Genomic DNA, 13,308 nt, shown 5'->3' on the forward strand with positions numbered 1-13,308 from the left:
GGCGGCGGGCTATTCCACCGCCGCGGCGACCGGGTGAACGCCACGGACCTGCGGCGGCGCAGCGGGCCCGTGGACGGCGCGGGGGCGCCCGGTCCCCGTGGGACGGACACCCCCTGCCGGCGTCACTTGCTCAGGTAGGCCCAGAACTCGTCGAACGACAGCACCTTGTCGCCGTTGACGTCACGGGTGCGGATGATGGCCTCCGCCACCGTCTCGGTGACGTTCCAGTCACCCTGCTGGGCCAGGGCGGACTTGAACTCCGCCGCGGTGATGAATCCGTCACCGTCCGCGTCGATCCGCTGGAACTGCTTGCGTGCTTCCTCGATGTCCGCCACCGATCCGCCCCTTTTTGCTCGTGTGTCACATGCCGTACCGGCGTTCTGTCGCTGGTCAGATTAACGGCCCGCGGGAACGCGGGGTGCGGCGACCACCCTGGCGCCGTCGCCGCCGACGGCGTTCGCGCGTCCGGTCGTAGGGTGGGTGGAGACCGAAGGGGTGGCCTTGAAGACCTTGCAGGACGTTCTCGGTGCGGCGGCGGCCGGTGTCTTCCCGCCGCCCGACGGCGGTACGACGATCCTGCCGCAGGCGTCACCGCGGGACGCGGGGGTGCTGTCCTTCACCGCGCACGCGGTCGTCTTCACGGACGAGGACCCGGCCTGGGTGGCGCGGACACTGGGCGCCCTGGACTGCGATCCCCTGGCGGCGCCGATGCACCCCCGCTTCCTGGCCGCCCTCATGGACCGGACGGGGCGGCGGGCCGAGACGGTCGACGCGCTGCTGGTGGGCTCCCCGCTGCCGGGCGGACCGCCGCTCGCGCTGCGGGAGATCCGGGACGCCGGCCATCCCCGGATCCGGTACGCCCGGGGGCGCCGGGACGCGGTGCGCGCCTGGACCGCCGAGGGCGGGGTGCTCGTCATGGGGCGCGGGGTCGCCGGACGCCTCGAGGTGTCGGTCGAGGTGGCCGGGGACGTACACCACCGGGGGCTGGGCCGGCTGCTGGTGACCGCCGCCCGGCACCTGGTCACGGAGCCGCTGTGGGCGCAGGTGACCCCGGGGAACGCCCGCAGCCTGCGGGCGTTCCTGGCGGCCGGTTACCGCCCGGTGGGCGCGGAGGCGCTGCTGCTCGCCCCGGAGGGCTGAGCGGGCGTCAGCGGAAGATGCCGGTGTGGCCGAGGGAGTAGCGGCCCGGCTGGGGGTAGACGGCGAGGCCGTGGGGGCCGCTGCCGACCTTGATGCGGGCCAGTTGGGTGCCGGTGCGGGTGTCGATGGCGTAGACCTCGGCGTTGTAGCGGCCGGACAGCCACAGGACCTTGCCGTCGGCGGAGACGCCGCCCATGTCGGGGCTGCCGCCGCCGGGCAGGTCCCATTTCCTGGTCAGGCGGTCGCGGGTGAAGTCGAAGACCGAGATGGTGCCCTCGCCGCGGTTGGAGATGTACATCTCCCGCGAGTCCCGGCTGATGTAGAGGCCGTGGGCGCCCTTGCCGGTGGCGAGGAAACGGGGCCGGGTGAACTTGTCGCCGTCGAGGATCCACAGGCCGTTGGCCATCATGTCGGCGATGTAGAACAGCTTGCCGTCCGGGGAGATCTTCACGTCCTGCGGCATGGCGCCCTGGAACGGCAGTTTCTCCTGGGCCACGACCTTCATCCGGGCGGTGTCGACCTTCAGCACCTCACCGCTGAACTCGCAGGAGACGATGAAGTAGCGGCCGTCGGTGGAGAAGTCGGCGTGGTTGACGCCGTGGCAGCTGACCGGGACGGACTTGACGACCTTCATGGTGTGCGCGTCGCGGAAGACCAGCCGGCGGTCCATGGAGGCCATGACCACGGCGTACTTACCGTCGGGCGTGAAGTACAGGTTGTACGGGTCGTGCACGTCGACCGGTTCGCCGGCCTTGCCGGTCCTGGGGTCGATGGGAGTGAGGCTGTTGCCGAGGTCGTTGTTGACCCAGAGGGTCTTCAGGTCCCAGGACGGTACGACGTGCTGGGGCTGGCGGCCGACCGGGATGGTGCGGATGACCCGGTAGGTCGCGGGGTCGATGACGGTGACCGTGTCGGAGTTGGTGTTGGGGACGTACACGCGGGAGGGGAAGCCCCGGACCACGGGCGAGAGCCGGCCGGGCCGGTCGGCGGCGTAGATGTCGGCCGGGTCCTCCACCGGCGGCATCCCGGGCAGCACGTGCACCCGGGGCTGTCTGCGCACCTCCGGCTGGACCGGGGCCTTGCTGGCGGGGGCCGCGTGGGACCCGCTCCCGCCGTCGCACGCGGACAGCAGGGTCAGGGCGGTGACGGCGGCACCGGCGGCCAGCAGGCGGGCGGCTTTCGTGGTTCGCATCAGCTCAGCAGCTCCGTGGTGGTGACCGCGCGCAGTCCGCGACGGCCGAGTTCGGTCAGGAGGTCGGGGAGGGCGGCGACCGTGTCCGGATATCCGAGGTGCAGGCTCACCACCGAGCCGTTGCGCACGGTGTCGAGGACCGTGCGGGTGACGGCGGCGGCGCCCGGGCGGGTGTAGTCGAGCGAGTCGACGTCGTACGACAGCACGTGCGGGTAGCCCGCGGCGTGGGCCAGCCGGGTGACGAGCGGGGTGGCGGTGGGGGCGCGGGAGGGGCGGAACCAGGTGCCGATGGAGCCGGTGAGCCGCCGTAGCCGTTCGGCGCAGTCGGTGATCTCCCGGCGGGCGTCGGCCTCGGACATCGCGTTGACGGAGACGTGCCGCTGGGTGTGGTTGCCGAGGTCGTGGCCCCCGTCGAGGATGCGGCGGGCGAGGTCCGGGTGCCCGTCCAGCCAGGTGCCGACGGCGAGCACGGTGAGCCGGGCGCCGCGCTGTTCGGCCTCGGTGAACAGGGAGCGGGCGAGGGCGGGGTCGCCCTGGCCGTGGAAGGTGAGGGCCACCTGGGGGCGGGTGCGCGGGCCGTGGGTGATCTGGGCGGGCAGGCCGGGGTAGGCGCGGGGGGCGGGGGCCGCCGCGGGGCGCGCGGCGGGGGCGGCGGTCGTCGGGGAGCCGGAGGCCGGGGCGGCGGGCGGGGCGGCCCGGCCGGTGCCGCAACCGGCGGCGAACGCGCCGCCGGCGACGAGCCCCGCGCTCGCGCGCAGCACTCCGCGTCGGTTGGTGGAGGTCACTCGCACCATTTAAGGCGTGATGGCCGGGAAAACGGCCGATTAGCCCGATCGGGGGGCGATTTCGGGTCGCGGCGCCGGGAGCGGTGTCAGCGGTCGGCGACCCGCATCTCGAACCAGGTCGTCTTGCCGCGCGGCAGCAGGTCGACGCCCCAGCGGTCGGAGAGTTTGTCCACGAGGAACAGGCCGCGTCCGCTGACGTCCAGCTCCTGGACCGGCATCAGACAGGGCAGCCCGCGCGAGGGATCGCGGACCTCCACCCGGACCCAGCCGGGGCGGCGGCGCATCCGCAGGCCGAAGACGCGGGCGCCCGTGTGCCGTACGGCGTTGCCGACGAGTTCGGAGACGAGCAGGACGGCGTCCTCGGCCAGCTTCGGGGTGAGCCGCCAGGTGCGCAGGACGACGACCTGGGCGAGGCGGCGGGCGGTGGCCGCGGATTCGGGGCGGGACGGCAGCGGCACTTCCGCCTCCGCGGGGTTTCCGAACAGTTCGAGCGCCTTGAGCGCCTGTTCGTCCTCGACCGCGGGCGACCAGCGTGCCGCGGCTGTGCGGCCTTGTCCCCGCGGCTGCTCGATGCCCTCCAGCCCCGCCATGCCCCCATGATGGCCGTCCGGTGTGTCCTCGGGGGCCGTTCCGGAGGAATACGCCCCCCGCACGCCCCTGTTCCACCCTGTGCGACCGGCATATGCCTTCGGCACGGCAGCGTCCGGCACAACCTGTCCGACCTGCGGCGACGGCTCACAACCGGGCAATCGTCGGGCTCCCTCGACGCGACAGACTTAAGGTTGCCTTAAGGCTCCCATAAACCGCCCCATCGAGGGACCCCAACTGGACGGCCCGTCAACTACGCCACCCCCCACGGGAGTTAACCGGCAACCTCGGGCTGCCGACGCCTAGCGGAACTTGGCCTTGCCCGGCCCCTCCTCCACGAAGCTGCGCATGCCACGCTCGCGGTCCTCGGTCGCGAACAGCCCCGCGAACCAGTTCCGTTCCACGGTGAGCCCGGTGTCGATGTCGGTCTCCAGACCGGTGTCGACGGACTCCTTGGCCGCGCGCAGCGCGATCGCCGGCCCCTTGGCGAGCCCGGCGGCCCAGGCGTGCGCCTGCTCGTACACCTCGGCGGCCGGCACGACCCGGTCCACCAGGCCGATCGCGAGGGCCTCCTCGGCCCGCACCTGACGGCCCGTGAAGATCAGGTCCTTGGCCCGGGAGGGGCCGACCAGCCGGGCCAGCCGCTGGGTGCCGCCCGCGCCCGGGATCAGGCCGAGCAGGATCTCGGGCTGGCCGAGCTTGGCGTTGTCGGCGGCGATGCGGTAGTCGGCGCACAGCGCCAGTTCGCAGCCGCCGCCGAGCGCGTAGCCGGTGACGGCGGCGACGACGGGCTTGGGGATGCGGGCCACGGCGGTGAAGGAGTCCTGGAGGGCGCGGGCCCGCAGGACCATCCCCGCGTGGTCCATGTTCTGCATCTCCTTGATGTCCGCGCCCGCCGCGAACACCCGCTCGCCGCCGTAGATCACCACGGCGCGCACGTCGTCGCGGCGCGTGGCCTCCTCGGCGAGTTCCTTCAGCCGGTCCTGGGTGGCGATGTCCAGCGCGTTCATCGGCGGCCGGTCCAGACGCAGCGTGCCGACGCCTTCGGCGACTTCGAGAGAGACGGTCATGCAGGCAGGTTAACGGCCACTAACGCCGGACGGCCCGGTGCCGTAGGTCACAGCGCCGGGCCGGTGGGGCGGGTGGGGTCACTTCTTCCAGTCGGCCCAGGACATGTTCCAGCCGTTCAGGCCGTTGGCCGGGTCCACCGTGCGGTCGTGGGAGTGCTTCACGACCACCACGTCACCGATGATCGAGTGGCGGAAGAACCAGGCCGCCGGGGCGGAGCCGTCGGAGCCGCCGCGCACGTCGCGCAGGCCCACGCAGCCGTGGCTGGCGTTGTAGTGGCCGAAGGCGCCGCCGCCCCAGTAGTTGCCGTGGATGAAGGTGCCGGAGGTGGTGAGGCGGATGGCGTGCGGGACGTCCTTGATGTCGTACTCGCCGCCGTAGCCGACGGTCTCGCCGTTCATCCGGGTCACGGAGAGCTTCTCGCTCATGACCATCTGACCGTTCCAGGTCTCGTACCCGGCCTTGCCGGTCGTGACGGGGAGTGTCTTGACGGTCCTGCCGTCCTGGGTGACCCGCATCGTGTGCTTCTTGGCGTCCACGACGGAGACCTGGTTGCGGCCGATGGTGAACTTCACGGTCTTGCGCTGCTTGCCGTAGACGCCGTCGCGGCCCTCGACGCCGTCCAGGTCGAGGTCGACGGTGACCTTGGTGCCGGTCTTCCAGTACGTCTCGGGACGGAAGTCCAGGCGGTCGTTGCCGAACCAGTGGCCCTCGACGTCGACGGCCGGCTCGGTCCTGATCCGGATGGCCTTCTCGACCGCGGCGGGCTGGGTGATGCCCCGGGTGAAGCGTATGGAGAACGGCATGCCGACGCCGACGGTGGAGCCGTCCTCGGGGGTGAAGTAGCCGACGAAGGTGTTCTTCGGCGTGAGGGTGGTGAAGCTGGCGTCCTCGGCGGCCTCGCGGCCCTCGGAGTCCTTGGCGACCGCGTGCACGGTGTACTTGGTGGCCGCGGCCAGATGGGTCGACGGGGTCCAGGAGGCGCCGCCCCCGGTGATGGCCCCGGCTATCTCGCCGCCCTTGGCGTCCTTGACGCTGACCCGGGTCAGTCTGCCCTTGGTGACGCCGACCTTCAGCGCGCCGCTGGTGTCGACGCCGGTGGCACCGGATGCGGGGGCGATGCTGACGGCGGCCGTGGACTGCGCGCCCCGTCCGCTGCCCCGGTCCTCGCCCTTTCCGTTCCCAGAACCGGAATCCCCGCCTCCGCCACACGCGGCGAGCGACAGCACCAGGGCGCCGGCTATGAGTGCCAGTCCCCCGCGACCCCGCCGCCCCCGAGCCGCCGCCCCCGTCACAGGCCGCACGTCCACCTTGTTCTCCCCTCGCCGGACCTGCTCAGGCCCGCTCCCCACCACATCGGTGCGCGCATATTAACCGCCCGGATTTGAGCGGGGTGTCAGGCAGATGTCACCGTTCCGTCGCAACTCGCACCCGGCACCCCACCGCGCCCCCGCCCCTCACCCGGTTACTTCACCGCGCTGCCCGCTTTCCACTCCCTCCAACCCATGTTCCAGCCGCCGAGGCCGTTGTCGGGTGCGACCGTCCTGTCCTTGCTGTGCACGACCTCGATGACGTCCCCGACGAGACTGCGGTCGAAGAACCAGCCGGCGGGGGTGTCCGAGCTGCCGCCCTTGACGTCCACGAGCCCCACACAGCCATGGCTGACGTTGGCCTCTCCCGGGGCGTCCGTGGCCCAGTAGTTGCCGTGCAGGAAGGTGCCGGAGTCGGTGAGCTTCATGGCGTGCGGGACGTCCGGGATGTCGTACTCACCGCCGAAGCCGACCGTGCGGCTGTTCATGCGGGTCACCTCCAGCATGTCCATCACCACCATCTTCCCGTTGTACGTCGGGTGTTTCGGGGCGCCCGCGGTGATGGGGACGGTGGCCAGCAGCTGTCCGTCGCGCCGTACGTCCATGGTGTGCTTCGCGGCGTCGACCAGGGAGACCTGGCTGCGGCCGACGGTGAACGCGAACGTGCGGTCCTGGAGCCCGTAGACACCGGGCGCGCCCTGCACGTCCCGCAGGTTCAGGTCGACGGTGACCTCGGTGCCGGGTTTCCAGTAGCGCTCGGGACGGAAGTCCAGGCGGTTCTTGCCGAACCAGTGCGGCCGGATCTCGGCCGGGGGCCGGGCGCTGACGCGGACGGCGCGTTCGACGGCGGCCCGGTCGGCGATGTCCCGGCTGAAGGAGAGGGAGACGATCATGCCGGTGCCCACGGTGGCGCGGTTCTCGGGGGTGACGTAGGCGATGAACCGCTCGTCGGGGACGTAGGTGGTGAACGTGGTGTGCCGGGCGGTGCGGTGGCCGTGGGAGTCCAGCGCGACCGCGTCCACGGTGTACCGGGCGGCGAGCGCCAGCCGGTCCTCGTCGGGCCGCCAGGTCAGCCCGTCGTCGCTGACGCGCCCCGGGACCGGCGAGCTCTGCGCGTCCTGTTCCCTGACCACCGTCACCTTCTCCAGGCGCCCGCCGGGTACCCGCACCCGCAGCCGCTCGCCGGGGCGCACGGCCTTGCCGCCGTCGCCGGGAGTGACCTTGATGACCTCCTCGGCGGCGGGGGGTCTGCCCGGGCCCCCGCCCATGCCCAGCGGCCCGGAGCCGTCCGAGGAGCAGCCCGACAGCAGCCCCGCCCATGTCAGTACGGCGGCCAGCGCGGCCCCCACGCGCCGTGCGCGTCGTTGTACGTGCCTCACACGACTCCCAACGACGGGGGCGCCCCGGGGAAACGTGAGTGCGAGCCACGCACTGGGCAGAACAGAGGGAAGGACGACACGTGGGGGTGCCTCCCCGGGGAAAGGGGGGCGCCCCCAGCCCGGCCGGAGCCACTGGGAAGAGGGGCCGACTGTGACGAGCGCAGCCGAGCAGCGGGCACCGGCCGGGGAGCCGGCCGGGAGCGGGCAGACGGCGGCGGTGAGGGGCGCCCGGCGTGCCGTACCGCCCGTCCCGGCCGCGTGGCCGGGTGCGCCGACCCCGCTGGGGGCCCGTTTCCGGGCCGGTCCGGACGGGGTCGCCGGCACCAACTTCGCCCTTTGGGCGGCCGGGGCCGAGGCGGTGCGGTTGTGCCTGTTCGACGAGGGCGGCCGGGAGACACGGATCCCGCTGACCGAGCTGACGCACGAGATATGGCACGGCTTCGTGCCCGGCGTGCTGCCCGGACAGCGGTACGGCTACCGGGTGGACGGCCGCTGGGACCCGTGGACCGGCGCCCGCTGGAACCCGGCGAAACTGCTGCTGGACCCCTACGCGCGGGCGGTGGACGGCGAGTTCGGCCTGCCGCCGCAGGTGTACGGGCACGTCCGGGACTGGCCGGAGCAGCATGTCGCGGACACCGTGCGCGACGAGCGGGACTCGGCGCCGTACGTCCCGAAGGGCGTCGTGGTCCACGACGACGACGACTGGTCCGACGACCACCGCCCGAAGACACCGTGGGCGGACTCGGTCATCTACGAACTGCACGTGCGCGGTTTCACCCGGCTGCACCCGGACATCCCCGAGGAACTGCGCGGCACGTACGCCGGGCTGGCGCACCCGGCCGCGGTCGAGCACCTGGTGCGCCTCGGTGTGACGGCCGTCGAGCTGCTCCCCGTCCACCAGTTCGCGCACGAGGACCACCTGCTGCGCCGGGGCCTGCGGAACTACTGGGGCTACAACTCGATCGGCTACTTCGCCCCGCACGCGGCCTACGCGGCCTCCGGTACGACGGGAGCGCAGGTCGGCGAGTTCAAGCGGATGGTGCGCGCGCTGCACGCGGCCGGCATCGAGGTCATCCTCGACGTGGTCTACAACCACACGGCGGAGGCGGGCGAGCTGGGGCCGACGCTGTCGTTGAAGGGCATCGACAACCGGGGCTACTACCGGCTCCAGGACGACGCCCGCCGGTACGCCGACTACACCGGCTGCGGCAACACCCTGCACGTCGTCCAGCCGCAGGTGCTGCGCCTGATCACCGACTCGCTGCGCTACTGGGTGACCGAGATGGGCGTGGACGGCTTCCGTTTCGACCTCGCGGCGGCGCTGGCCCGCTCGATGCACGACGTCGACATGCTCTCGCCGTTTCTGGCGGTCATCGCCCAGGACCCGGTGCTGCGCCGGGTGAAGCTGATCGCCGAGCCGTGGGACATCGGCTCCGGCGGCTACCAGGTGGGCGCCTTCCCGCCCCTGTGGACCGAGTGGAACGACCGCTACCGCAACACCGTCCGGGACTTCTGGCGGCACGCCCTGCCGGACGTCCGCGAGATGGGCTACCGCCTCTCCGGCTCCAGCGACCTGTACGCCTGGGGCGGCCGGCGCCCGTACGCCTCGGTCAACTTCGTCACCGCGCACGACGGCTTCACCCTGCGCGACCTGGTGTCGTACGGGACCAAGCACAACGAGGCCAACGGGGAGAACAACCGGGACGGCACCGACGACAACCGCTCCTGGAACTGCGGGACCGAGGGCGGGACGGACGACGAGCGGGTGGAGGCGCTGCGGCGCCGGCAGCTGCGCAACCTCCTCACCACCCTGCTGCTGTCCACCGGCGTGCCCATGCTGGTGGCCGGTGACGAGCTGGGCCGCACCCAGCGCGGCAACAACAACGCCTACTGCCAGGACAACGAGATCAGCTGGCTGGACTGGTCGCTGCTGGAGGACCCCGGCTGGCGGGCGCTGTACGACCTGACGTCCCGGCTGATCGCGCTGCGCCACCGCCACCCGGTGCTGCGCCGGCGCGCCTTCTTCTCCGGCCGGGCCCAGACCGCGGACGGGCTTCGCGATCTGGCCTGGTTCACCGCGCGGGGCGCGGAGATGACCGAGGGCGACTGGTACGCCCCCGCGGCCACGCTCGGCATGTACCTCTCCGGGCGGGACATACCCGGCCGGGACGAGCGGGGCGCGCCGGTGGTGGACGACAGCTTCCTCGCGGTGCTGCACGCCGGGGACCGGCCGACGGGCTTCGTACTGCCCGGGCCGCCGTGGGCCGAGCGGTACGAGGTCGTCGTGGACACCTCGCGGGAGGAACAGGCCGGGGCGCCGGACACGGTCCACCCGGCGGGGGCGGAGATCACCGTGCCGGCGCGGGCGGTCCTGCTCCTGCGGGTCGCCTGAACCGGCCCGGACGGCGGTGCGAGAGACTCCCCGGAGCCTGTGCACCGGCTGTGCGTGACGCGGATCACGCTCGCCGGGTGCAGCGCGGGCGGGGGTCCAGGGCCTTTCTCCTGGTGTGAACAGCCGGCGAGAACGGGGACCGTGGGGATGGAGCAGACCAGGGCCGGTGAGTACGACGCGTTCGTGGCGGCCCGCTGGTCGGTGTTGTTCCATCTCGCCCGTCTGCTCACCGGAGGGGACCGGTACCGCGCCGAGGACCTGTTGCAGGAGTCCTTGGTCGCGTTGTGGTTCGTCTGGCCGAAGGTCGCCGACGAGGCGCCGGAGGCGTATGTGCGCAAGGTGCTGGCGCGGGCCGCGGCCCGGTCGGCGCGCCGCCGCTGGTGGGGCGAACGGCCGGTGGAGGAGCTGCCCGAGGTGGTGGCGGCCGGCGACGTGTCGGCGACCGTGGCCGAACGCTCCCGGCTGGAGGCGGCGCTCGCCCAGCTGACCCCGCGGCAACGGGCCGCGGTGGTGCTGCGCTACTACCAGGACCTGCCCGACCGGCAGGTGGCGGAGGCCCTGGGCTGCCCGGTGGGCACGGCCCGGTCCCATGCCGCACGCGGGGTGGCCCGGCTGCGCCGGCTCCTGGCCGACGTCATCGAGCCGGTGGGGTGAGGGAGGACCCATGGACCGCAGGAACGGCTTCGACGGCTTCGACGGCTTCGACGGCTTCGACGGTATGGACGGGACGGACCGCATGGACGGCGCGGACCGCGCGGATCACTTCGAGCGGCAGCTGACACAGCTCATGCACCAGGCCCGGCAGCCGGCGCCGTTCGAGGCCCGGCACCGGGAGGCGCTCCGCGCCGGTGTGCGCGCCCGGCACCGGGCGCGCACGGCGCGCCGGGCCGCCGGCTCCGCGCTGGCCGTGGCCGGCCTCGGCCTGGGGCTGCTGCTGTGGCCGCACGGCCACACCGACGACCGGCCCAGCGCACCGCGCCCCCAGCCCCTGACCAGCCCGGCACCCGGCCCCAGTACAACGCCGTCACCGTCGTCGTCGCCGTCGCCGTCGTCGTCCCGGTCACCGGGTGCGCCGCCGTCCACGTCGTTCCCGACGACGGTCCCGCCCACACCGTCGAGCACCGCCGCCGCCACCACCACCGCCGCCGCCACCACCACCGCCACCGCCACCACCACCGCCACCGCCACGGCCGGGCCGGACCCCGGGAGCACGGCCACCACCACACCCCGGCCGCCGTCGGCCACGGCCGGCTCCCGGGCCGGCGGCAGCACCACGGCACCGGTGCACGCACCCGCCGTGCCGTCGGACCGGCCCTCCTCCACGGCCGGCCCGGCCGGCTAGCCCCCGCTCCGCCCTCCGCCCCGCGTGCCCCGGCACGCCCGACACACCTGACCCCAGGGAATGACGTGACACACATACGACCGAGCCGGCCACCGGCGGTGTCCCCGGCGTCCCGGCGCGCGCCCCTGCCGACGGATCCCGACGAGCCCGTCCTGGACGTGGCCGTACCGGTGTTCAACGAGGAGAAGGACCTGGAACCGAACGTCCGGCGGCTGCACGCACACCTGCGGGACACCTTCCCCTACGCGTTCCGGATCACCATCGCCGACAACGCGAGCACCGACCGCACCCCGGCCATCGCCACCCTGCTCGCCGGCGAACTCCCGGAGGTGACCTCGCTGCGGCTGCCCGAAAAGGGCCGCGGCCGGGCGCTGCGGGCGGCCTGGTCGGGCTCCCGGGCGCCCGTGCTGGCGTATCTCGACGTGGACCTGTCCACCGGGCTGGCCGCGCTGCTGCCGCTGGTCGCCCCGCTGATCTCGGGCCACTCCGACGTGGCCATCGGCACCCGGCTCGCCCCGGGCGCCCAGGTGGTGCGCGGTGCCAAACGTGAGGTCATATCCCGGTGCTACAACGCGCTGCTGCGCTGCACGCTCGCCGTCGGGTTCTCCGACGCCCAGTGCGGGTTCAAGGCGGTCCGGCGGGAGACCGCCGAGCGGCTGCTGCCCCTGGTGCGGGACGGGGAGTGGTTCTTCGACACCGAACTGCTGGTGCTCGCCGAGCGGGCGGGCCTGAGGATCCACGAGGTCCCGGTGGACTGGGTCGACGACCCCGACAGCAGCGTCGACCTCCTCGCCACCGCGCTGGCCGATCTGCGGGGGATCGTCCGGATGCGGCGCACCCTGGCCCGCCGCCGTCCCGGGCCGGTGACCCGGTGACCGCGACCCTCCCCGGGACGGCGGCGCCGGCGTCCCGGACCGCGCCCGGCACCCGGCTCCGGGCCGCCGGCCGCCGTCACGGGCCGGTCCTCGCCGTGTTCGGCGCGCTGAAGCTGGCCGGTTTCTGCTCCTTCATGTACCTGCTGTCGGCCAGCGGGGACTACCGCACCAGGCACCCCCGGTTCGGCGGCGGCGCGCACGCCTGGGACGTCCTGGCCACCTGGGACGGCTGGTGGTACCAGCAGATCGCGCTGCACGGCTACGACCCGAGACTCGTCCCGGTCCCGGGGGCCACCGGCCTGATCACGCTGGAGGGCAACTCGGCGGCGTTCTTCCCGCTGTACCCGGCCCTGATCCGGCTGACCTCGACGGTCACCGGTCTCGGCTCGTACGGCGCCGGGCTGCTGGTCTCGATCGCCGCCTCCTTCGCCGCCGCCCTCGGCGTGTACGCCGTCGCCGAGCGGTTCGGCGGCCGGCGGGCCGGGTTCGCGGCGGCCGGACTGTGGGCGGTGTGGCCGGGCTCGGGCGTGGAGTGGGCGGTCTACTCCGACTCGCTCTACGTGGCCCTCGCCGTCTGGGCCTGTCACGCCGTCATCACCCGCCACTGGCTCACCGCCGGGGTGCTCACCTTCGCGGCCGGCCTCAACCGGCCCACGGCCGCCGCGCTGATCGCCGCGCTCGGCGTCGCCGCGCTGCTGGCGCTGCGCCGCCGCGAGGAGAGCCCCCTGCGTCCGCTGCTCGCCACGGCCCTGGCCCCGCTCGGACTGCTCGGCTATCTGCTCTGGGTCGGCAACCGGATGGGCGACCTGGGCGGCTACTTCAAGCTCCAGTCGGGCGCCTGGGCGCACCGCTTCGACTACGGCAAGCAGACCCTGGACGTGCTGACGTCCGTGCCCGTGGGCAAGTTCGACTACCTCTTCGCGTACCCCTTCGCGGACGTCATCTCCGTCGGCGTGATCCTGCTCGCCTGCGCGCTGCTGCCGCTGCTGCTGCGGCTGCGCCCGCCGCCGGTGCTGATCGTGTACACCGTCCTGACGCTGGCCCTGGTGCTCGGCAGCCAGCAGATCGTCGCCAACATCTCCCGCTATCTGCTGCCCTGCTTCCCGCTGTTCCTGCCGCTCGCGGTGGCGATGCGCCGGCTGAGCCTGCCGGTGCAGTGCACGCTGCTCGGCATCGCGGCGCTGGCCTCCGGGTCGTACGCGGGGTACGCGCTCTTCGAACTGGGAGTGCCCTAGAG

12 protein-coding genes and 1 pseudogene are annotated in these 13,308 nt (G+C 73.2%); 6 read left to right on the forward strand and 7 right to left on the reverse strand.

Annotated features, from left to right (window positions below):
- Positions 1 to 122: 122 nt before the first annotated feature.
- Complete coding sequence (locus tag AB0F03_RS29465; protein ID WP_361997280.1) at positions 123 to 335, reverse strand: EF-hand domain-containing protein; 213 nt, start codon at positions 333 to 335, stop codon at positions 123 to 125.
- Between the two features lie 166 nt (positions 336 to 501).
- Between AB0F03_RS29465 and AB0F03_RS29470 the strand changes: the two genes are divergently transcribed.
- Positions 502 to 1,140 (forward strand): GNAT family N-acetyltransferase, encoded by a 639-nt coding sequence (locus AB0F03_RS29470; protein ID WP_361997282.1) that lies wholly within the window; start codon positions 502 to 504, stop codon positions 1,138 to 1,140.
- Positions 1,141 to 1,147: 7 nt separating this feature from the next.
- Here the strand turns inward: AB0F03_RS29470 and AB0F03_RS29475 are convergent, their stop codons facing one another.
- The 6 genes from AB0F03_RS29475 to AB0F03_RS29500 form a co-directional block, all read right to left on the reverse strand.
- Positions 1,148 to 2,332, reverse strand: coding sequence for a hypothetical protein (locus tag AB0F03_RS29475; RefSeq protein ID WP_361997284.1), 1,185 nt, complete (start codon positions 2,330 to 2,332; stop codon positions 1,148 to 1,150).
- On the reverse strand, positions 2,332 to 3,126 hold the full coding sequence (locus AB0F03_RS29480) for a polysaccharide deacetylase family protein (protein WP_361997286.1): 795 nt from the start codon (positions 3,124 to 3,126) through the stop codon (positions 2,332 to 2,334). Before AB0F03_RS29480 ends, AB0F03_RS29475 begins: the two co-directional genes overlap by 1 nt.
- Before the next feature lie 77 nt (positions 3,127 to 3,203).
- Positions 3,204 to 3,707, reverse strand: a complete 504-nt coding sequence (locus AB0F03_RS29485; RefSeq protein WP_361997288.1) for an ATP-binding protein — start codon at positions 3,705 to 3,707, stop codon at positions 3,204 to 3,206.
- Between the two features lie 300 nt (positions 3,708 to 4,007).
- Positions 4,008 to 4,775, reverse strand: a complete 768-nt coding sequence (locus AB0F03_RS29490; protein WP_361997290.1) for an enoyl-CoA hydratase-related protein — start codon at positions 4,773 to 4,775, stop codon at positions 4,008 to 4,010.
- A gap of 78 nt (positions 4,776 to 4,853) precedes the next feature.
- Entirely contained in the window at positions 4,854 to 6,077 is a 1,224-nt protein-coding gene (locus AB0F03_RS29495) for an Ig-like domain-containing protein (RefSeq protein WP_361997330.1), read from the reverse strand.
- A gap of 161 nt (positions 6,078 to 6,238) precedes the next feature.
- The gene (locus AB0F03_RS29500; protein WP_361997292.1) at positions 6,239 to 7,462 is read right to left on the reverse strand and encodes an Ig-like domain-containing protein; all 1,224 of its coding nucleotides are present in this window, start codon (positions 7,460 to 7,462) and stop codon (positions 6,239 to 6,241) included.
- A 151-nt stretch (positions 7,463 to 7,613) separates the two neighbouring features.
- On the opposite strand from AB0F03_RS29500, the gene glgX reads away from it, so the two are divergent.
- The 5 genes and pseudogenes from glgX (at position 7,614) to AB0F03_RS29525 (ending at position 13,306) form a co-directional block, all read left to right on the forward strand.
- Positions 7,614 to 9,854, forward strand: a complete 2,241-nt coding sequence (gene glgX, locus AB0F03_RS29505) for a glycogen debranching protein GlgX (RefSeq protein WP_361997293.1) — start codon at positions 7,614 to 7,616, stop codon at positions 9,852 to 9,854.
- 147 nt (positions 9,855 to 10,001) lie between these two features.
- Positions 10,002 to 10,508 carry a SigE family RNA polymerase sigma factor gene (locus AB0F03_RS29510; RefSeq protein WP_361997295.1) on the forward strand — a complete coding sequence of 169 codons (507 nt, stop codon included), beginning with the start codon at positions 10,002 to 10,004 and terminating at the stop codon, positions 10,506 to 10,508.
- Positions 10,509 to 10,518: 10 nt separating this feature from the next.
- On the forward strand, positions 10,519 to 11,196 hold the full coding sequence (locus AB0F03_RS29515) for a hypothetical protein (protein WP_361997297.1): 678 nt from the start codon (positions 10,519 to 10,521) through the stop codon (positions 11,194 to 11,196).
- A 125-nt stretch (positions 11,197 to 11,321) separates the two neighbouring features.
- Positions 11,322 to 12,041: pseudogene (locus AB0F03_RS29520) on the forward strand (dolichyl-phosphate beta-glucosyltransferase); the annotation flags it as partial.
- A gap of 26 nt (positions 12,042 to 12,067) precedes the next feature.
- Positions 12,068 to 13,306, forward strand: coding sequence for a hypothetical protein (locus AB0F03_RS29525; protein ID WP_361997299.1), 1,239 nt, complete (start codon positions 12,068 to 12,070; stop codon positions 13,304 to 13,306).
- Positions 13,307 to 13,308: the final 2 nt, after the last annotated feature.

This window comes from Streptomyces sp. NPDC028722, assembly GCF_040637655.1.
Taxonomy (GTDB): Bacteria; Actinomycetota; Actinomycetes; order Streptomycetales; family Streptomycetaceae; genus Streptomyces.

What these genes read in the sequence shown, in the direction of transcription:
- AB0F03_RS29475 (WP_361997284.1), bottom strand. Translation starts at nt 2,332, where the DNA reads ATGCGAACCACGAAAGCCGCCCGCCTGCTGGCCGCCGGTGCCGCCGTC.
- AB0F03_RS29480 (WP_361997286.1), bottom strand. Translation starts at nt 3,126, where the DNA reads ATGGTGCGAGTGACCTCCACCAACCGACGCGGAGTGCTGCGCGCGAGC.
- AB0F03_RS29485 (WP_361997288.1), bottom strand. Translation starts at nt 3,707, where the DNA reads ATGGCGGGGCTGGAGGGCATCGAGCAGCCGCGGGGACAAGGCCGCACA.
- AB0F03_RS29490 (WP_361997290.1), bottom strand. Translation starts at nt 4,775, where the DNA reads ATGACCGTCTCTCTCGAAGTCGCCGAAGGCGTCGGCACGCTGCGTCTG.
- AB0F03_RS29510 (WP_361997295.1), top strand. Translation starts at nt 10,002, where the DNA reads ATGGAGCAGACCAGGGCCGGTGAGTACGACGCGTTCGTGGCGGCCCGC.
- AB0F03_RS29515 (WP_361997297.1), top strand. Translation starts at nt 10,519, where the DNA reads ATGGACCGCAGGAACGGCTTCGACGGCTTCGACGGCTTCGACGGCTTC.